The following is a 19,860-nucleotide window of genomic DNA, read 5'->3' as shown; positions in this document are numbered from 1 at the left end:
TGCATGCGCCGTAACCGCCGCGCCACTGTTCTACAATCGTGCCTATTGCGCCCAGCGCATCCCACCGGAGACATTCATGACCACATCCGCCAGCGCCGGCCCCAAATGGGGCATGGCCATCGATCTCGAACGCTGCATCGGCTGCCACGCCTGTTCGGTCGCCTGCAAGGTCGAGAACTCCGTCTCGCTCGGCCACTTCCGCACCAAGGTGTATTACTACGATTTCGCCGCGCTCAATCCTTACAACCAGCAGCCCACGACCAAGCGCGCCTTCCTGCCGACGCTGTGCATGCAGTGCGAGGACGCGCCCTGCCTGGACGCCTGCCCCACCGACGCGATCACGCGCGGCGACGATGGCATCGTGCGCATCGACGACGCGGTCTGCGACCGTAGCCGCGACTGCATCAAGGCCTGCCCGTACGGCGCGATCCACATCGACCCGGTCGCCGAAGTGGCCGACAAGTGCGATTTCTGTTCGCACCGGCTGGCCGCCGACATGGAGCCGGCCTGCGTGGAAGTTTGTCCGGCCGAGGTCTTCGCGTTCGGCGACCTGAACGACCCGGCCAGCAAGGTCAGTCTGTTCCACGCCAGACACCGCGCGCAGACGGCGCCCCTCAAGCCGGAGGAAAAAACCCGGCCGCTGGTGCAGTACCGGGGGCTGGGCGGCGTGGTGCCGCGCGCGATGGAACGCAAGATCCCAAAAGGCCGCAGCCACGACCCGTTCTCGTACGAGGTAGAGACCTGGGACCAGCTCAAGTCCGAGTTCCCGCCGGCCGCGCCGCGCGCCAACAAGCCAAGGGGAGGCTGACATGGACCGTCGTGGATTCATCAAAAGCGGTATCGGCTCGATGGCCACACTGGGCTTGGGCGAGACCATCCTGCTCACGCCCAACGCCGCCAGCGCCATGAACTACCGGCCCGTGGCCGACGGCGGCCGGCGCAAGATCAAGAACGACTACCGCAGCGCCAAGCGCATCACCAGCGTATGCCTGAACTGCTCGACGGTGTGCGGCATCGAAGCCTTCGTCCAGGACGGCAAGGTGATCAAAATTCGCGGCAATCCGCTCGACCCGAACATGGGCAGCCACATGACCTGCGCCAAGGGCCAGTCGGGACCGACGATCAACGACTATCCGGAGCGGCTGCTCTACCCGTTGAAGCGGGTGGGCGCGCGCGGCGAGGGCAAATGGCAGCGCATCAGCTGGGAGCAGGCCTACACCGAAGTGGCCGAGCGGATCAAGGCCAGCATCGCCGGCGGCCATCCGGAGCGGGTCGCGCTGCACCAGGGCCGTTCGCGCATCGACGCCGAAATCAACCGCTTCCTGGGCGCGATCGGCACGCCGGTGCAGTTGAACCACCGGGCGCTGTGCTCGTCCAACAAGCGCGCCGCCAACTACGTCTCGCTCGGCGAGACCGACTGGGAATCGATCGACGCCGAACGCTGCAAATACTTCCTCAACTTCGGCGCCAATTTCTACGAGGCCCACCAGGGCGGCCTGCATCTGGTCAGCCGGGTGGTCAAGGCGCGCTTCGACCACGGCGCCAAGCTGGTCACCTTCGACGTGCGCCTGTCCAATACGGCCGGCCGCAGCGACGAATGGCACCAGCCCTTCCCCGGCACCGAGGGTGCCGTCGCGCTGGCGATGGCGCACGTGATCATCCGCGAAAATGAAATCGACCACGACTTCGTCGCCAAATTCGTCCAGCCCGGGCTAGAAACGATGCGCGCCTGGCTGGCCACCTGCACGCCGGCGTGGGCGGCCAAGCTGTCCGGCATCGCCGCGCGCGACATCGAGCGCCTGGCACTGGAGTTCGCGCGCCAGCGGCCGGCCGTCGCCGCCTTCACCAACCGTGGCACCGGCGCCCACTACAACGGCTTCAACGCCGAACGCGCAGTGGTGATGCTCAACGCGCTGGTCGGCTCGATCGCCAAGCCGGGCGGCTATTGCTATGGGCTCGATGAAAAACTGTCGGCCGCGCGCTACCCGCAACCGCAACCGGTGCCACCGGCGCCGAAGATCCGCACCGACCTGGAGGACCCGCCGGAATGGCCGCTGGCGAACCGCTGGCAGAAGATGAAGGTCGGCCAGATCGTCTACGACTACCTGCGCCAGGGCCGCGCAAAGCTGGACGTCTACATCAGCTATACACTGGGCTCGCCGATGACCTGGCCCGAGGGCCGCAGCACCACCGTCGAAGTGCTGCTCGACGAGAAGCTGATCCCGTTCCACGCCTGCTCGGACGTGGTCTATTCGGAGATGGCGCACTATGCGGACCTGATCCTGCCCGACGCCACCTACCTGGAACGCTGGGGCATAGATATCCGCAACAACCTGGAACTGACGCACTACGTCGCGCTGCGCCAGCCGCTGACGCCACCGCCGGGCGAGGCGCGCAGCTTCGCCGACGTGCTGTTCGAGATCGGCCGCCGGCTCGCTCCCGAGCAAGCCAAGTACTTCCAGTTCGGCGGCCACGAGGACTTCGTGCGCGCGCAGTGCGCCAAGCTGCCGACGACTGGGCCGGACGGCCGGCAATTCAAGGACGGCTTCGAGTATATGAAGCACTATGGCGTCTACGTCGACCGTTCGCAACCGAAGCCTTACCAGGTCTACCAAAAGCCGCTGAATGAGAAGCAGCTGGACGGCAGTCGCACCGATGCCGGCACCGGCGTGATCTACCGGGCCAACGACAAAGGCAAGGAGGTCGCCGTGGGCGTGCGGATCAGCGACGCGGCGGTGCGCGGCTTCACCACCCCATCGCGCAAGTTCGAGGTGCACGCGCCCGAAATCACGCAGGTGGCCAAAACGCTGGGCATCGTCGACGACGGGCTGCCGACGTTCGCGCAGATTCCATCCCACCGCAACCTGCCGGCGGACCGCTTCATCCTGACCTCGTTCAAGTGGAATGTGCATACGCAGGCGCGCACCGCGTCGCAAAAATACCTGACCGAGATCGTGCACGACAATCCGATGTGGATCAACGCCGTCACGGCCAGGAAGCTGGGCCTGAAAAGCGGTGACATGGTGGAGCTGACCACCTACAGGCCGCGTTCCGGGCCGGCCGACCAGGCGGACCAGCAGGCGTACAAGGGGACCGGCGAAAAGATCGGATCGGCGCGGATGCGTGTGTTCGTCACGCGCGGCATCCACCCGCGCGTGGTGGCGGTATCGAATTCGGTGGGCTGGATCAGCGGTGGACGCGCCAGCGAAGGGCGCAGCGGGCGCCGGGTCGAGGTGGCCGCGCGCGGCATCGCACCCGACGCGGCCAAGGGCTACGGCCCTGCGCCGGCGCTGGACGATCTGAATGCGGGAGTGTGGTGGGACGAGAAGAACGGCGGCAAGGGAAACGGCGTCAACATCAACGCGCTGCTGCCGATCAATCCGCAGCCGCTGGTGGGCATGCAGGCGTGGTTCGATACCGTTTGCTCGTTGCGGAAGGTATAGCTGCATGACACGTGATCCACGTAGGGCAGATTAGGCGGGATGCCGTAATCGGCCATACGTGTTTCAGACGCTTTTAAACGTGTTTTAGCAATTCAAACGGCGCGTCAGGCGGCGTGCGTGCGGCCCTCGACAGGCAGCGGCGCGACCGGCTGGCCGAAAGCGGCCAACAACGTCGCCTCCTTCTGCTTGGCCGACTTCAGGTGGCGCTCCTTCACATGGCCGTACCCGCGGATATCCTCCGGGATGCTGGCGATGGCCACCGCCTGCGCCAGGTTCTCCGCCGTCAGCTTCGGCAGCAGCGAGGCCACCGTCTGGCGGTACTCGCCGATCAACGCGCGCTCCATCTTGCGTTCGGCCGTGTAACCGAAGACGTCCAGCGCCGTGCCGCGCAAGCCTTTGAACTTGGCCAGCACGCCGAACGCCTTCATCATCCACGGACCGAATTCCTGCTTGATCAAGCGGCCCTGCGCGTCGTGCTTGGCCATCAGCGGCGGCGCCAGGTGGAACTTGAGCTTGATGTCGCCGTCGAACATGCCGGCGATCTTCTGCTGGAACGCGCCGTCGGTGTAAAGGCGCGCGACTTCATACTCGTCCTTGTACGCCATCAGCTTGTAGTAGTAGCGCGCCACGGCCTCGCTCAGGCGCGTCGACTTGCCCAGCTTTGCTTCCTCGGCGCGCACCTGGTCGACGAACGCCTTGTACTGTTGCGCATAATCGGCGTTCTGGTACGCGGTCAGGAGCTCGACGCGGCGGTTGACGATATCGTCCACGGTCTGGATGCGTTTGAACTCGATCACCTTCGCCGGCGTGGTCAGTTTGGTGACCGAACCCAGATCATGCGCGGCCGTGCGGCCCCAGTGGAAGGCGGCCTTGTTGAAGTTGACCGAGATCGCGTTCAATTCGATCGCCTTGATGATCGACGCTTCGCTCAACGGCACATGGCCCTTCTGGAACGCGTAGCCCAGCATGAACATATTGGTGGCGATCGAGTCCCCCATCAGCGCGGTGGCGATCTGGCCGGCGTCGACGAAGTCCACGTGGTCGCCGCCGCAGGCGCGCACGATCTCGCCGCGCGAGCCGGCGTCCGGGAACTGCCAGTCCGGATTCTTGACGAAGGCGGCGGTCGACGAACCGGTGGAGTTGATCATCGCGTGCGTGCGGCCCTCGCCCATGCGCGACAGGGCGTCGCGGCTGGCGGTGACGATCAAGTCGCAGCCGATCACCAGGTCGGCGCTGCCGGTGCCGACGCGGGTGGAGTGCAAATCGGCCTGGTTGTCGGCCAGGCGCACGTGCGACATTACCGGACCGCCCTTTTGCGCCAGTCCGCTCATGTCCAGCACGATGGCGCCCTTGCCTTCGATGTGCGCCGCCACGGCCAGGATCTGGCCGACGGTGACCACGCCGGTGCCGCCGATACCGGTGATCAGGATGCCGTACGGCGTGTCGGTCGACGGCAGCGACGGCATCGGCAGCACGGCGGCAGGAGCGTCGCCGGTGGCCGCCTTCTTCGGCTTCTTCAGCGCCCCGCCTTCGACCGTCACGAAACTCGGACAGAAGCCTGTGGTGCACGAGAAGTCCTTGTTGCACGACGACTGGTTGATCTGGCGCTTGCGCCCCAGCTCCGTCTCCAGCGGCTCGACCGACAGGCAGTTCGACTGCACCGAGCAATCGCCGCAGCCTTCGCACACGGCCTCGTTGATGACGGCGCGCTTGGCCGGATCCGGATACTCGTTGCGCTTCCGGCGGCGGCGCTTCTCGGAGGCGCAGGTCTGGTCGTAGATCATCGCCGACACGCCCGGCTTGTCGCGCAGTTCGCGCTGCACGTCCATCAATTCGCTGCGGTGGCGCACGGTGACGCCTTCCGCCCATTTGTAATCGGACGGGTATTTCTCCGGCTCGTCGGTGACGACGATGATCGGCGTCACGCCTTCGGCCGCGATCTGGCGCGAGATCATGCCCGGATCGAGCGGTCCGTCGAAGGCCTGGCCACCGGTCATGGCGACGGCGTCGTTGAACAGGATCTTGTAGGTGATGTTGACCTTGGCCGCCACCGCCGCGCGGATCGCCAAGATCCCGGAGTGGAAGTAGGTGCCGTCGCCCAGGTTGGTGAAGACGTGCTTCTCGTTGGTGAACGGCGCCTGGCCGACCCACGTCACGCCCTCGGCGCCCATGTGCGTGAAGGTCGACGTTTCGCGGTCCATCCACAGCACCATGTAGTGGCAGCCGATGCCGGCCAGCGCGCGCGAGCCTTCCGGCACCTTGGTCGACGAATTGTGCGGGCAGCCGGAGCAGAAGTACGGCGTGCGGTCGGTGTCCGGATTGGCCTTGGTCGGCAGCGTCTTGAGCGCCAGCTCCTTGGCCTCGAGGAAGGCGACGCGCTGCTTGACGCGCTCGGCGACCGGATGGCCGTCGCAGTAGTGGGCGATGCGCGAGGCGATCGCGCGCGCGATCTGCGCCGGATTGAGTTCATAGGTGGCCGGCAGCAGCCAGTCGCCGTGGCCGGTCTTGCCCTTGTTGCTCCATTCGCCGGTGTCGTCGAACTTGCCGACCACGCGCGGACGCTGGCCGTCGGGCAAGTTGTAGAGCTCCTCCTTGAGCGCATACTCGAGGATCTGGCGCTTCTCCTCCACCACCAGGATCTCGTCGAGGCCCTTGGCGAATTCGTGCACGCCGTCGGCCTCCAGCGGCCAGGTCATGCCGATCTTGTACAGGCGGATGCCGATGTCGGCGGCGGCCTGCTCGTCGATGCCCAGGTCGGCCAGCGCCTGGCGCGTGTCCAGGTAGGATTTGCCGGCGGTGATGATGCCGATCTTCGGCTTCGGGCTGTCCCAGATGATTTTATTGAGCTTGTTGGCGCGCGCATAGGCCAGCGCGGCGTACCACTTGTAGCTGTTCATCCGCACTTCCATATCGAGCACGGTGTCGGGCCAGCGGATATTGAGGCCGCCGGCCGGTAGTTCGAAGTCGGTCGGCAGTTCGATCTGCACGCGGTCCGGGTCGAAGTCCACCACGGCGCCGGACTCGATGATGTCGGTCACGCACTTCATCGACACCCACAGGCCGGTGTAGCGGCTCATGGCCCAGGCGTGCAGGCCGTAGTCGATGTACTCCTGCACCGACGACGGATACAGCACCGGAATGCCGCAGGCGTTGAGAATGTGGTCCGACTGGTGGGCGGTGGACGAGGATTTGGCCGCATGGTCGTCGCCGGCCAGTACCAGCACGCCGCCGTGCCGCGCCGAGCCGGCGTTGTTGGCGTGTTTGAAGACGTCGCCGCAGCGGTCGACGCCGGGGCCTTTGCCGTACCACATGGAGAAGACGCCGTCGTATTTGGCGTCCTTGAAAAGGTTGGTCTGCTGCGTGCCCCACACCGCCGTCGCGGCCAGGTCTTCGTTCATCCCGGGATGGAATTTGACGTGGTGGGCGTCGAGGTACTTCTTGGCCTTCATCGCCGTCATGTCGACGCTGGTGACGGGCGAGCCGCGATAGCCGGTGATATAGCCGGCGGTGTTGAGGCCCGCCTTGAGGTCGCGTTCGCGCTGCATCATCGGCAGGCGGATCAGCGCCTGGGTGCCGGTCATGAAGGCGCGGCCGCGCTCCAGCGTCCATTTGTCGTCCAGCGAAATTTCGTCCGAGTGGGCGCCCGGGTCCAGCAGCGTACCCTTGTGAGGTGCGTTCATTAATGTCTCCAATATTCTCTGAAATACTGAACGCGGCAGGACCGGATAGGCCCTGCCGCGCGATTGCCGGTGCTCCGTTCTATGCGGTGCTACCGGCGGTTTTTGCTACGTTTCGACTACTATAGGCCTTATGCGGGCGTTTTGCTCGGGTCTTGCAGCACGCCGCGCTTGATCTGATCCAATTCGATCGATTCGAACAACGCCCGGAAATTGCCCTCGCCGAAGCCCTGGTCGCCCTTGCGCTGGATGATCTCGAAGAAGATCGGGCCGATGACGTTCTGCGTGAAGATCTGCAGCAGCAGTTCGCGCTCGTTCTCGTTGCTGTGGCCATCGATCAGGATGCGCAGGCGGCGCAGGTCTTCCAGGCGCTCGCCATGGCCCGGCAGGCGGCGGTTGACCAGCTCATAGTAAGTCTCGATGGTGTCCTGGAAGGCGATGCCGGTCGTCTTCATCTTCTCGATCGACGTGTAGATGTCGTCGGTGCCCAGCGCGATGTGCTGGATGCCCTCGCCGTGGTATTCGTCGAGGTACTCGGCGATCTGCGATTTGTCGTCCGACGATTCGTTGATCGGGATGCGCACCTTGCCGCACGGGGAGGTCATCGCCTTCGACTTCAGGCCGGTCAGCTTGCCCTCGATGTCGAAGTAGCGCACCTCGCGGAAGTTGAACATCTTCTCGTAGAAGTCCGCCCATTCCTTCATGCGGCCGCGATGGACGTTGTTGGTCAGGTGGTCGATGTAGGTCAGGCCGTTGCCGACCGGGTTGGCGTCGGCGCCCGGGATGGCGACGAAATCGACGTCGTAGATGCTGATGTCGCCGATGGAACCGGGTTCGGCCCCGTTATCGCCGCTGTTTTTGCCGCGCCAGCGGTCGACCAGATAGATCAGCGAGTCGCCCACGCCCTTGATGGCGGGGATGTTGAGCTCCATCGGGCCGGTCTTGTTGTCGAAGCCCCAGGCGCCCAGGTCGAGCGCGCGCTTGTAGGCGGCCGCCGCGTCCTGCACGCGGATGGCGATCGCGCACACGGACGGGCCGTGGTGGCGCGCAAAGCGTTGGGCGAACGAATCCTGCTCGGCGTTGATGATGAAGTTGATGCCGCCCTGGCGGTACAACGTCACGTCTTTGTGCCGGTGGCGGGCGATGGCGGTGAAGCCCATGCGTTCGAACAGCGCGCCGAGCGCTTTCGGATCGGGGGCGGCGTATTCGACAAACTCGAAACCGTCGGTTCCCATCGGGTTGTCCCAAGGCTGGAATTGCATGCGTGTCTCCTCGTTAGAATAGCGCCAGTATAGTCCCGCCCTCCGGGCATTAAATTGCAAACAATTCGCGCCCGCAGCCATTTTGAGCAATAATATTGCCTCAACACTGAATTATCGAGGGATTTATGACCAAAATTGCGCTGGATAAAACCGACCGTAAGATTCTGTCCATCTTGCAGGCCGACGGCCGGCTGTCGAACCAGGACGTGGCCGAGCTGGTCGCGCTGTCGCCGTCGCCGTGCCTGCGCCGCATCAAGCGGCTCGAGGAAGCGGGCGTGATCCGCCAGTACGTGGCGCTGCTGGACCCGGACAAGATCGGCCTGGGGTTGCTGGCGTATGTGAACGTGCGGCTGGAAAAGCACAGCGACGCGGCCGCGCACAGCAACGCGCGCGCGCTGGGCGCGCAGAACGCGCCGGCCTCGCCGCGCGCCGATTTCGCGGTGTCGGTCGAGCAGTGGCCGGAGGTGGTGGCCTGCTACGCGATGACGGGGGAGATGGATTACCTGCTGCGCGTGCACGTCGAGGACATGGACCACTTCTCGCGCTTCATGATGGCGACGTTGTTGCGCCACCCGGCGGTGCTGGACGTGAAATCGAGCTTCGCCCTGCAGCGCATCAAGGACACGACCGCCCTGCCGCTCGTATAGTCGTCACAGCGGCAAAAATGAATATATCCCGATAGACCCGGATTTATTCCGCTCGCCCGATCTCTCATGCCATCGGGCGGCACGATGACTCATATACTCTCCGTGCGCTCGGCACGCTGTAATCCAGCAACGAGAACCCGCGCGGATGGTCATCGCAATGAAAAAGGCAGACTTCCCTCCACTCTGGCCGCCCGGCATCCACGCCGTGACGCTGGACGAACTCCAAGCGGTCGCCGTCACGCCATTCCTGGCCGATGCGCGCCGGGCGATAATATTTGCTTCGTTCAAACAGTGGATTCAAAAACTTCAATCCTTACACGTACACGCTATACTTTGGATAGACGGCTCGTTTCTGACCGCTAAATACGGCCCGGATGATATCGACTGCATCATGTGGAACCCAAGCGCCGGGATTGATCTAACGGACGAGCAAAAGCTAAACGTTCGCGCGTTGACCGACCGCAACACGGTTGGGAGGCGCTTCCACGTGGATTTTTATATGGAAGCCCCATGCCCCGGCGAAATGTTACATCGCCAGGCATATTTCAAGGGACTGTTTGGCTTTCAGCATGACGGCAAGACACCGAAGGGATTTGTGGAGTTAACGATATGAGCATCGAATTTCTCAGGAACCATGCTCGGGTGCTTAGCGAATTTGCGGCGGCCACCACCGCGCGCGCGGCACTGTCTCCCGAGGACTTCTGGCTGCAGATCGCCGCGAAGAACCAACAGCAAGCCGCCGAGGACGCAATACAGGCCCTTGCCGCCGCCCGCGCCCGGGAAACCGGTGAGATCGACAAGCAGGAACCGTTCAAGCGCCAGCTTGTCGACACAGAGAGACTCGACTAACTCGCAAACTGGCGATTCAGGTGCTCGAGGAACGGCTCGGCCTTCATGAAGCCGATGACGCGGCTGTTCGGAATCTCCTTGCCGCCGTTGAAGAAGATCAGGCCCGGTGGGCCGAACAGGCCGAAACGCTTCATCAGCGCCTTGTCGTCGGCGTTGTTGGCGGTGACGTCCACCTGCAGCAGCGTCACCTCCTTCATCTTGCCGTTGACGGCCGGCGTGGAGAACGTGAAACGCTCCATCTCCTTGCACGCCACGCACCAGTCGGCGTAGAAGTCCAGCATCACCGGCTTGGCGCTGGTGGCCAGGACCCGATCCAGCTCGGCCACCGTCTTGATGCGCGTGAAGTGCGCCTCGCCGCCGTCCGCCGCGCCTCCACCGGCGCCGCCGGCGCCACCCTCGGCGCGGGCGATCGTCAAATGCCCCAGCGGCTGCAGCACGTCGCGCCCGGCGCTGGCGGCGCCGGTCAACTCGAACAGGCCGACCAGCAGAAAGGCCAGCCCCAAGGTCTTGCCGACATAGGCGCCCAAGCCCGCGCCCTTCGGAATACCGTCGAACACGTGCAGGAACATGGCGCACAGCAGCGCGAACACGCCCCACATGACCATCATTACGGTGACCGAGAACACCGGCGTGACCATCCAGATGGCGACCGCGATCAGCAACAGGCCGAAGACCTTCTTGACGCCGTTCATCCAGGCGCCAGCGCGCGGCAGCAGGCTGCCGGCCGACAGGCCCGTCAACAGCAGCGGCACGCTCATCCCGACCGCCATCGAGAACAGCGCCCAGCCGCCGGTCCAGACGTTGCGCGTCTGGCTGATGTAGAGCAGCGCGCCGGCCAGCGGACCGGCCACGCACGGACCGACGATCAGCGCCGACAGGGCGCCCATGACGAACACGCCGGCGAATTTGCCGCCGCCCATATTGCCGCTGGTGGAGCTTAGGCGGCTTTGCAGGCTGCTAGGCAGCTGCAGCTGATAGACGTCGAACATCGACAGCGACAGGATGAACAGCAAGGCGCCGAACGTCAGCAGCACCCACGGCTTTTGCAGCGCGGCGGCCAGGCCTTCGCCGGCCAGGCCGGCGCCGACGCCGAGCGAGGTGTAGACCAGCGCCATGCCAAGGCTGTAGGCCAGCGCCAGCATGAAGCCACGGCCGCGCGAGACATTGCCTTCACCGACGATGATCGACGACAGGATCGGCACCATCGGCAGTACGCACGGCGTGAACGACAGCAGCAGGCCGAAGACCAGGAAGGCCAGGCCGATGCGCCAGGCGCTGCCGCTTTGCAGCGTGCGCTGGGCCAGCGAGCTGTCATCCTCCGGCGCGGCGGCCGGAGTGGATGCCGCGCCGGTGGCCGCGACCGATGCCGGGGCGGCGGCGGAAGCTGCGTTCGTCGCGGCCGGCGCGGCCGGGTCGATCGGCGTCAGCTTGCCGGGCTTCCTCGGGTCGACGCGGTAGCTCTGCTCCGCCGGCGAATAACACAGGCCGGCGTCCGCGCAGCCCTGGTAACCGACCAGCAGCGTGTACGGCTGCTTGGCCGCCACCGGGAGATCGATCACCAGCGTGTCCTGGTAGGTTTCCATCTCCTTGTTGAAATTGGTGTCGAACTTGCGTATGCCGTTCGGCAGCACCGGCGCCGCCACCTGCGCGCCGTCGGCGGCGTTGAAGCTCAGACGATCGCGGTACAAGTGGTAGTCCTTGGCGATCTTCCACGTCAGCCGCACGGTCTTGGCGTCGAGCGCCTCGGCGGTCAGCTTGAAGGCCTGCTCCGGCTCGAGAAAGTCGCCCGCCCGCACCTGGCTGCCCGCAAACAGCGCGATCAGCGCCACCAGCATCGTCGCCAGCATCTGCAGACGCACCATCCATTTTTGTCGTTTCATGAGATATCCCTATACAACATCTGCCCCTGATCATCGATGGTCAAATAACCCATGTCGGAGGCGTTCAGAAAATTGAGCCCGCCCTGCTGCTTGAGCATGGCGATCGTCGAACAACTACCAGCCGCTATCGCCATCGGCGCCATCACGCTCACCGAGCGCCAGTGCCGCACCGGCATGCCGGTGCGCGGATCGAGGATGTGGCAGTAACGCTGCCCATCCAGTTCAAAATAACGCTCATAGTCGCCGCTGGTGGCCAGCGCGCCCTGGCTGATCGGAATACTGGCGACCACCGCGCCGGGATCGCGCGGGTCCTGTATGCCGATGCTCCACGGTCGCCCGTCCAGGCGCGGGCCGATGAAGCGCATGTCGCCGCCCAGGTTCACATAGCCGTGCCGCACGCCGGCCTCGATCAGCAGGCCGGCCGCGCGGTCGGCCGCGTACTCCTTGCCGAAGCCGCCGAAGTCGATCTCCATGCCCGCTTCGCGCAGAGACACATCCTCACCGTCGCACACCACCTTGTCCCAGCCGACCAGCGCCAGCAAGGGCTCCAGCACCTGCGCCTTCGGCACGCTCGGCCGGCGGAAATCCCAGGCTTTGCGCAGCACGCCGGAGGTGATGTCGAACAGCCCCTCGCTGGCGCCGTACAGCGCGGCGGCGTAGGACATCAGCGCCATGGTCTCCTTGTCGCAGGCGACCGGCTCCCTGCCCGCCGCCGCGTTGACCCGCGAGACGATGCTCTCCGGCCGGTAGCGCGAGTACTTCTCCTCGATCCTGCGTACCTCCGCCACGGCCTGCCGCGACAGCAGTTCGGCCGTGTGGGCGTCGGGCGCGGCCAGCCGGATCTCGCAGCGGCTGGCCATGGCGTCGAACGCGGTGCGGTGGATCGCCTCTACCATTGCCGGTTGACCGCGATCTGGAAGGTCTGCGCGCGCAGCGGCTCGAGCCCGGGGCTGCCGGAGTGGAACGCGCGCCAGCTGCCGCGCTGCTGATAGGCGGAGGCCTTGACGTCCACCGACCACAGCTTGTCGATCTGCTTGCTGACCTTGAGCCCCACGGTCACCGCGCCAAAACCGGACAGGCGCTGGTCGGCAGACGACAGGCCCGGATTGGCGGCGTTGAAGCCGGGCGGGAACGGCGTGCCGAACACCGGATCGTAGACCGGGTCGTAGTAGAAGTCCGCCGCGCTTTGCGTGTAGAGGCGCACTTCCGGCGTCACGGTCCAGCCCTGCGACAGCGGCTGCACGTATTCCTGCGACAGCGTGTGCCCGCGCACGCCGAAGCTGTCGCGGTAGTAGCGGTAGGAGCTGCGGCTGATGCCACCGGTCGATTCGACATGGTGGTTCCAACGCAGCAGCACGGTGTTCTCGTTGCGGCTGCGCGGTCGGTTGTCGAAGGCCTTGTACGGATCGGAGAAGAAGCCGCGGCCGCGGTCGTGCGCCAAGGTCAGTTGCACCACGTCGTTCTTGGTCAGCACCTGGGTCACGCCGACCAGCAGGTTGGTGGTGTTCTTCTTCTCGCCGACCACGGCGCCGCCGGTGGAATTGATCTCGTCGTTGGCGCGGCCGAAGCCCGCCGACCACGTTGTGTTGCGGTCTTCGCTCTCGAAGGTGCCCTGCAGCGAGAAGGCGCGCGACACGTAGTCATGCTCGGTCGAATAGCTGGCGCCGACCGACACGCTGCCGCGATCGAGGTAGCGCTTGAGCGAGACGTCGCCGGCCTTGCGGTCGTCGCTCATGCGCGAGGCGCCGGAGACGGCCGTATGGTAGCGCGGCGAGGCGCCAGACACGTCGTCGGTCACCGCCGAGGCGCTGATGCTCCAGACGCCCGCCACCGGCGCCATGATCGACACCGACGGCGCGTGCACGCGGATGCGGTCCATGTCGGACTGGCTTTCGCGGTAGTCCAGATAGCCGATGCTGATCACGCCATTGGTCGGCGGCGCCTCGGCGCGCGCCTGCACGCCCGGCAGCAGCAGCGCCGCCGCCAGGATCGAGCCGGCCAGCGACGATGGCGACATCGACGGCTGGCCGTCGTCGGGAACTGTGATTTCTTTGCTGGTCATAGGATATTCCATGTCAGTTGCAGCCGCAGCCGCCACCACCGACACCGGCGCCGCCCGACGAGGACTCGCGGCTGGTGTAGATATGGTCGTCGTAACGGCTGAACAAACCGCCGTCGTTGAAGGTCATTTCGGGCTTGGCCAGCGTGCCTTTTTCCCAAGGCTGGACATTGCCGAACGAGGCGCAGCCGGACAGGCTGGCGGCCAGCGCCAGGGCGATCAGGGTTTTCATTTGGCGGCTCCCAGTGCGGATTGAATCTTCGCTTCCAGTTCGGCGCGGTCGGCGTCGCGGAAGCCGGAATGCTCCAGCAGGACCTTGCCGTCGGCGCCGATCAACACGCTGCTCGGCATGCCCTTGATGCCGTACTGGCGCGGGGTGGCGCCCTTCGGATCGAAGGCGATGGTGAACTTGGCCGGCGTGGCCGCCAGGAAGGTCTTGGCGTCCTCGCTCTTGGCGTCGACGTTGATGCCGACGATTTGCAGGCCGCGCGGGCCGTACTTGGCCTGCATCTCGTTCATCCACGGGAAGGACTGGCGGCACGGGCCGCACCACGAGGCCCAGAAGTCGACGTACACCACCTTGCCGGTCAACTTCGCCAGTTGGACGGCGCCGTCCATGCCCTGCAGGTCGAACTGCGGCGCGGGTGCGCCCTTCTCCAGCGCGAACGCCGACGATGCGCCCAGCGTGGCGGCCAGCAGGATCGATATAGCTTTGATTTTCATAGTGGCTCCAGGTTAGTTTTGATCGTCGCGGTTGCGACGGCGGCGCCACACGATCACGCCGAGCGACAGCATGGCCAGCAACGCCAGCATCGGATCGTTGACGCTTTGCGAGGCCGAGCAGCCGCCGCCACCGCGGTTTTGCGGCGTGGCGTTGGACGGGGCGGCGTTGGCCTGGCCGTTCAGGGCGATGGTCCAGCTGCCGCCGGCCACGTTCGACTGGATCACGGCATTGCCGCTGTTGCCGCCGGCGTTGACCGGCGTGTAGCGCACCACCAGGTCGCAGGTGGCGCCGGGTTGCAAGGTGAACGGGAAGGCGGCGCAGCCGGTGCTGTCGGCGACGGCGGCGAACGGGCCGCTGAAGGCGGCGCTGGCCAGGGTCAGCGCGGTCGAACCGCTGTTGGTCAAGCTGAAGCGGCGGGTCGGCGCGGCGGCGCCGATGGTGACGGCGCCGAAATCGAAGCTTTGCGGGCTGACGCCGAGCGAAGGCGCGCTGACCGCGACCGCCACGCCGTTGCCGCTCAATGGCAGCGTGAACTGCGCGCCGGCGTCGGTCACCAGCAACAGGCTTGCGCTGCGGGCGCCGGCGGCCGTCGGACGGAAGGCCGTGGTGATGGTGCAGCTGGCGCCGGCGCTGACGGTGCCGTTGGCAGCGCAGGTGCCGCCGGTGACGAAGTCGCCGGCTTGCGCGCCACCCAGGCTCAGGGTCGAGATGCGCACCGCCGCGCTGCCGGTGTTGCCCACGGTCGTCGTGTGCTCGGCCGCGCTGGCGCCGACTTGCGTATCGGCGAAGGCGATCGGCCCGGTCTCGGACAGCACCGGGACGCCGACCGATTGCGTGGTGCCGCTGCCGGTGATGGCCACTTGCACGGCCGCCGCGTTCGAGGTCACGCCCAGGGTGGAGGTGACCGCGCCGTCGGCGGTCGGCGCGAAGCGCACCGGTACCGAGCAGCTGGCGCCGACGGCCAGGGTGGCGCCGCAGTCGCCGGCGGCGATGGTGAAGCTGCTCGAACCGGTCAGCGCGATGCGCGTGAAGGCGACGGCGACGTTGCCGGTGTTGGCCAGCACCACCGTCTGCGACGTCGCCGGGGAGCTGATCGTGCGCAGGCCGAAGGCCAGCGCGGACGGCGAGGCCGTCAGCGCCGGCGCGGCGGCCGAAGCGGTGCCCGACAGCGCCACCGTGGCGGCGCCGTTGCTGGCGTTGGAGGCCAGGGTCAAGCTGCCGGCGAAGGCGCCGGCGGCGGTTGGCGTGGCCTGTACCGTGACGCTGCAGCTGGCGTTGACCGGCAATGGCGTCGCCACCGCGCAGTTGCCGCCGAGCGTGAAGATATTGGCATTGGCGCCGCCGACGGCGATCGAGGTGAACGCCAGCGGCGCCTGGCCGCTGTTGGTGACAGTGATGGTGGAGGCGCCCGACGCGGCGCCGGTCAGCTGCGCGCCGAAGTTGACGCTCGGCGCCGACAGCGCGATGGTCGCCTGCGGCGTGGCGTTGCCGGTGCCGCTCAGGGCCACGGCGCTGCTGCCGCCGGTGGCGTTGTGGGTGATGGTCAGGGTGGCGGCGCGCGCCCCGGCCGCCGTCGGACGGAAGCTGACCTGCACGGTGCAGTTGGCGCCGGCCGCGATGGCCGCGCCGTTGGCGCAGCTGCCGCCGGTCAGGCTATAGTCGCCTGCCGCCGCGCCGCCCAGGGTGATGTTACCGATATTGAGCGCGGCGCTGCCGGTGCTGCTCAGGGTCGTGCTCAAAGGAGCGCTGGTCTGGCCGATGCTGGTGCCGCTGAAGGCCAGGCTGGCCGGCGCCAGCGAGGCCGCCGGCGACGCCGTCACGGTCGGATTGGCGATGTAGGCCGCGATGTCGGCCAGTTCGGCGGAGCTGAAGCGGCCGGCGAACTGGCCCATGCCGCCACCAGCGTTGCGGGCGATGGCGGCGGCGATGACGGACGGCTGATTGGCGGCGCGCTGGATGTTACTGACATTGTTGGCCGGACTAGCGCCATGACAGGCGACGCAGGTGCCGCCGCCGCCGACGGGGCCGTTCTGATACAGGGAGCGCCCGTTCAACGCGTCTTGCGCGCTCGCCGATTGCGAAGCCAGTCCCAATAGCAGCGCCGCCGCCGCCGCGTGCCGCAGCCGGAATTCCCACGTTAAACCTGTCATGCCACTCTCCTGAAGTTGATCTTGAAATTGATCCGAATAGATCTATAAACCGCAGACAGAGATAGCAAAGGCATTGAACGCGCTGTGCATCAGCGCGCACCACCACCAGTTGCGGGTGCGCTGGTAGAGCAGCGCCAGCGCCAGTCCCGGTGGCAGCACCGCGACGGCCGCCTGCCAGCCGGAGCCCAGGTGCAGCAGCCCGAAAGCGGCCGTCGACACCAGCACGGGCCAGGTCCACCCGAATCCCTGGCGCGGCAGCGGCGAGCGTCGTATCAGCCACTCCTGCAGGCCGGCGCGGACCACGCACTCCTCCAGCAGCGGCGACAGCACCAGCAACTGCAGGCAAACACCCGGATCGGGCGCCCGCAACTGCGCGCCGCACAAGGCGTCCGCCGCCCATGGCATGGGCAGAAGTAAGGAGATCAGCGGCACGTTGGGAAGCCTGGTTACCGGTTTGCGTATCTTGTCTGACCGTTCATTCCAGGCCAGCCGGTAAAGGTTCTAACTGAAGTGGGGGAAAATGCGTTTATTTTCGGCCGGTCAGGCGACCGAGCCATTTGGTGGCGAAGCGCTTGTTCGCCTTGAGGGTGTAGTCCAGCGTGGCGAATTGCTCGTCGAGCGCTTCCTGCAGCACGCTGGCCGGGTTGGCCGGAGTCAGTTTGAGATAGGCGTCCGCCTCGCCGTAATCGCGATGGATCTCCATGCCGGCCTTTTTCGCGATGTGCATCATCGTCTTGTTCGACGACAGGCAGTGCATATATAAAGTATCGACGTCGCTGTTGCGGCAGTGGATGGCGGCGCGCTCGAACAGCTTGGAGCCGACGCCCATGCCGCGCGCGCTCTTGCTGACCGAGACGCCGAATTCGGCCACCCGCTCCTTCTCGGTGACGGCGCTCTTGGACTCGTCGCGCGGCGCGAAGGCCAGGTGGCCGACCGCCACCAGCTTGAACAGCCGGTTGTACACGCCGAACACCATGTCGCGCGAAAAATCGATGCTGTTGACGTATTTCTCGACCCGCTCGTCGGGCAGCATGGTGCCGAAGCGCAGCAGCCGGTCGCTGCTTTCCAGTTCGAGGAAGTGCTTGACCATGCGCCGGCGGTCGCGCTCCTGCAGCTCCTTGACCAGCACCGTCGGCCGCTGTTTGCCGTCTTTGTGCTTGCCCCAGCGGCGCAGCGGATTTTGGAACAGGTCGATGGAGTTCATTCGTCCACCCTCAGCGCCGTTGCCACGGCCGTCACCCGCGCGCGGTGCACGAATTCCGGTATCCGTTGCGGATGGTCGGCGCTGGCCTGGGCGATCTCGCCGGCGTTGACGCCGCGCGCGGCCGCCATCGCCGCCTCCAGGTGCGCCAACTGCGGGAACGGCGCCTCGAGATAGCTGGCCGTGGGGCCGATGCGCCCGCGCGAATCGCATTCGGTCGCCAGCAGCATCTGCGAAAAGCGCGCCGGCTTGCGGAAGGCGTCGCAGCGCTCGAGCAGCTTGACGATGGTGTTGGGCCGCAGTTGCAGCGCGCGGCCCACGTTGCCATGTTCGCGCGCGGTCATCACGGCCAGGTCGCGGCACTCGGTCGGCACCTTGAGGCGCTTGCACACCTGCTCGACCAGTTTGACGCCCAGTTCCTCGTGGCCATGGTGCGCCGGCCAGGTGGCCGACGGCGTCACGCCCTTGCCCAGGTCGTGCATCAGGCAGGCGAAGCGCGTCGGCAGTTCCAGCTTCGCCCGCGCCGCGCAATCGACCACCTGCAGGATATGGACGCCGGTGTCGATCTCCGGGTGCCACTTTTCCGGCTGCGGCACGCCCCACAGCGCGTCGAGCTCCGGCAGGATGCGCGCCAGCGCGCCGCAATCGCGCAGCACCTCCAGCATGCGCGACGGCTTGTCTTCCATCAGCCCGCGCGACAGTTCCTGCCACACGCGTTCCGGCACCAGCGCGTCGACCTCGCCCTGCTCCGTCATTTGCCGCATCAGCGCGTTGGTTTCCGGCGCCACGCGGAAGTCGCTGTAGCGGGCGGCGAAACGGGCCACGCGCAGGATGCGCACCGGGTCCTCGGCGAAGGCGTCGGAGACGTGGCGGAACACGCGCTGTTCGATATCGCGGCGGCCGCCGAAGGGATCGGTCAGCGCGCCGTCGTCGGCGCGGGCGATGGCGTTGATGGTCAGGTCGCGCCGGATCAAATCCTGCTCCAGCGTGACATCCGGGGAAGTGTGGAACACGAAGCCCTTGTAGCCGGGCGCGGTCTTGCGCTCGGTGCGGGCCAGCGCGTACTCCTCCTGCGTCTTCGGATGCAGGAACACGGGAAAATCCTTGCCGACCGGGCGGAAGCCCCGGGCCAGCATGTCGTCCGGCGTGGCGCCGACCACCACGTGGTCGTGGTCCTTGACCGGCAGGCCAAGCAGCTCGTCGCGCACGGCGCCGCCGACTACATAAATCCGCATCATCGTCAGTCCGGCATGTCGGCGTCGTGCTTGGGCGCCGTTTCGGTTTCGGCCAGCGCCTCGGCCACCCAGCGCGCGACGGCCGGATGCGCCAGCACGCGCTGGCAGTAGGCGTCCAGCGCCGGCGCCAGCGACACGCCGTAGGTGCGGAAGCGCATCACCACCGGCGCGTAATAGGCGTCGGCGATCGAGAAGTCGCCGAACAGGAACTGGTGGTGGCCGAAGCGCGACAGGCACTCCTCCCAGATCTCGCTGATGCGGCCGATGTCGGCCTGCGAGCCGTTGGTGCGGCCCTTGCCGGGAAAGCTGGCGCGGATGTTCATCGACATCGACGTGCGCAGGTCGGCGAAGCCGGCGTGCATCTCGGCGCAGACCGAACGGGCCATCGCGCGCGCGGCCACGTCCTGGGGCCACAGATGCAGCTCCTGGAACTGCTCGGCCAGATACTCGCAGATCGCCAGGCTGTCCCAGATCGTCATCTCGCCGGCCAGCAGCACCGGCACCCGGCCGCTGGCCGAGTAGCCGCAGATGCGGTTGGCGGTGTCGGGCCGGTCGAGCAGCACGCGCACCTCCTGGAACGGGATGCCGAACGCGGTCATCGCCACCCACGGCCGCATCGACCAGGACGAATAATTCTTGTTGCCGATGATGAGCGTCAGGCCCGGCTCGCGCGCGCTGGCCAGGGTGTTCGACAGGCTGGGATCAAGTTTGGTGGTCTGCATGATGCGTCCGT

General features: G+C 66.2%; 17 protein-coding genes. 5 read left to right on the top strand and 12 right to left on the bottom strand.

What is annotated here, in order from left to right; genetic code table 11:
* The first annotated feature begins 76 nt into the window (after positions 1-76).
* Positions 77-808: a 4Fe-4S dicluster domain-containing protein gene (locus BMX85_RS25930; protein ID WP_177196889.1), complete on the top strand. Its 732-nt coding sequence runs from the start codon at positions 77-79 to the stop codon at positions 806-808.
* 1 nt (position 809) lies between these two features.
* Positions 810-3,443 carry a molybdopterin-containing oxidoreductase family protein gene (locus tag BMX85_RS25925; RefSeq protein ID WP_090325651.1) on the top strand — a complete coding sequence of 878 codons (2,634 nt, stop codon included), beginning with the start codon at positions 810-812 and terminating at the stop codon, positions 3,441-3,443.
* 104 nt (positions 3,444-3,547) lie between these two features.
* Here BMX85_RS25925 and BMX85_RS25920 read toward each other — a convergent pair whose 3' ends face one another.
* Positions 3,548-7,123 (bottom strand): indolepyruvate ferredoxin oxidoreductase family protein, encoded by a 3,576-nt coding sequence (locus BMX85_RS25920; RefSeq protein WP_090325649.1) that lies wholly within the window; start codon positions 7,121-7,123, stop codon positions 3,548-3,550.
* A gap of 128 nt (positions 7,124-7,251) precedes the next feature.
* Positions 7,252-8,382 carry a 4-hydroxyphenylpyruvate dioxygenase gene (gene hppD / locus BMX85_RS25915; protein ID WP_090325647.1) on the bottom strand — a complete coding sequence of 377 codons (1,131 nt, stop codon included), beginning with the start codon at positions 8,380-8,382 and terminating at the stop codon, positions 7,252-7,254.
* Between the two features lie 125 nt (positions 8,383-8,507).
* Here hppD and BMX85_RS25910 point away from each other — a divergent pair, with 125 nt between their 5' ends.
* The 3 genes from BMX85_RS25910 (at position 8,508) to BMX85_RS25900 (ending at position 9,878) form a co-directional block, all read left to right on the top strand.
* Positions 8,508-9,029 carry an Lrp/AsnC family transcriptional regulator gene (locus BMX85_RS25910; RefSeq protein ID WP_090325644.1) on the top strand — a complete coding sequence of 174 codons (522 nt, stop codon included), beginning with the start codon at positions 8,508-8,510 and terminating at the stop codon, positions 9,027-9,029.
* 157 nt (positions 9,030-9,186) lie between these two features.
* Entirely contained in the window at positions 9,187-9,642 is a 456-nt protein-coding gene (locus tag BMX85_RS25905; RefSeq protein ID WP_143068075.1) for a DUF6932 family protein, read from the top strand.
* Complete coding sequence (locus tag BMX85_RS25900; RefSeq protein WP_090325640.1) at positions 9,639-9,878, top strand: hypothetical protein; 240 nt, start codon at positions 9,639-9,641, stop codon at positions 9,876-9,878. Before BMX85_RS25905 ends, BMX85_RS25900 begins: the two co-directional genes overlap by 4 nt.
* Here BMX85_RS25900 and dsbD read toward each other — a convergent pair.
* The 10 genes from dsbD to BMX85_RS25850 all read right to left on the bottom strand — a co-directional run bounded on the left by dsbD (position 9,875) and on the right by BMX85_RS25850 (position 19,849).
* Positions 9,875-11,758 (bottom strand): protein-disulfide reductase DsbD, encoded by a 1,884-nt coding sequence (dsbD, locus tag BMX85_RS25895; RefSeq protein ID WP_090325638.1) that lies wholly within the window; start codon positions 11,756-11,758, stop codon positions 9,875-9,877. The two genes, BMX85_RS25900 and dsbD, sit on opposite strands and share 4 nt — an antisense overlap.
* Positions 11,755-12,654, bottom strand: coding sequence for an FAD:protein FMN transferase (locus BMX85_RS25890; protein WP_090325635.1), 900 nt, complete (start codon positions 12,652-12,654; stop codon positions 11,755-11,757). The genes dsbD and BMX85_RS25890 overlap by 4 nt, the downstream gene beginning before the upstream one ends.
* Positions 12,648-13,820: a DUF3570 domain-containing protein gene (locus BMX85_RS25885; RefSeq protein ID WP_229210670.1), complete on the bottom strand. Its 1,173-nt coding sequence runs from the start codon at positions 13,818-13,820 to the stop codon at positions 12,648-12,650. Before BMX85_RS25885 ends, BMX85_RS25890 begins: the two co-directional genes overlap by 7 nt.
* Before the next feature lie 13 nt (positions 13,821-13,833).
* Entirely contained in the window at positions 13,834-14,049 is a 216-nt protein-coding gene (locus tag BMX85_RS25880) for a DUF4266 domain-containing protein (protein ID WP_090325633.1), read from the bottom strand.
* Positions 14,046-14,540, bottom strand: coding sequence for a TlpA family protein disulfide reductase (locus tag BMX85_RS25875; protein WP_090325631.1), 495 nt, complete (start codon positions 14,538-14,540; stop codon positions 14,046-14,048). Before BMX85_RS25875 ends, BMX85_RS25880 begins: the two co-directional genes overlap by 4 nt.
* A gap of 12 nt (positions 14,541-14,552) precedes the next feature.
* The gene (locus BMX85_RS25870; protein WP_090325629.1) at positions 14,553-16,691 is read right to left on the bottom strand and encodes a choice-of-anchor D domain-containing protein; all 2,139 of its coding nucleotides are present in this window, start codon (positions 16,689-16,691) and stop codon (positions 14,553-14,555) included.
* A 42-nt stretch (positions 16,692-16,733) separates the two neighbouring features.
* A complete protein-coding gene (gene mrtJ, locus BMX85_RS25865) occupies positions 16,734-17,123 on the bottom strand; it encodes a JDVT-CTERM system glutamic-type intramembrane protease MrtJ (RefSeq protein ID WP_229210669.1) in 390 nt (129 codons plus the stop codon).
* A 94-nt stretch (positions 17,124-17,217) separates the two neighbouring features.
* Positions 17,218-17,895, bottom strand: a complete 678-nt coding sequence (locus tag BMX85_RS25860; RefSeq protein WP_090325625.1) for a GNAT family N-acetyltransferase — start codon at positions 17,893-17,895, stop codon at positions 17,218-17,220.
* Positions 17,892-19,127: a multifunctional CCA addition/repair protein gene (locus BMX85_RS25855; protein WP_090326097.1), complete on the bottom strand. Its 1,236-nt coding sequence runs from the start codon at positions 19,125-19,127 to the stop codon at positions 17,892-17,894. The genes BMX85_RS25860 and BMX85_RS25855 overlap by 4 nt, the downstream gene beginning before the upstream one ends.
* 5 nt (positions 19,128-19,132) lie before the next feature.
* Positions 19,133-19,849, bottom strand: a complete 717-nt coding sequence (locus BMX85_RS25850) for a glutathione S-transferase family protein (RefSeq protein ID WP_090325622.1) — start codon at positions 19,847-19,849, stop codon at positions 19,133-19,135.
* Between the last annotated feature and the right edge of the window lie 11 nt (positions 19,850-19,860).

The organism is Duganella sp. CF517 (assembly GCF_900110275.1).
Classification (GTDB): domain Bacteria; phylum Pseudomonadota; class Gammaproteobacteria; order Burkholderiales; family Burkholderiaceae_D; genus Rugamonas.
The sequence above is the reverse complement of the archived record's forward strand: the minus strand, read 5'-3'. Positions and strand labels throughout refer to the sequence as shown.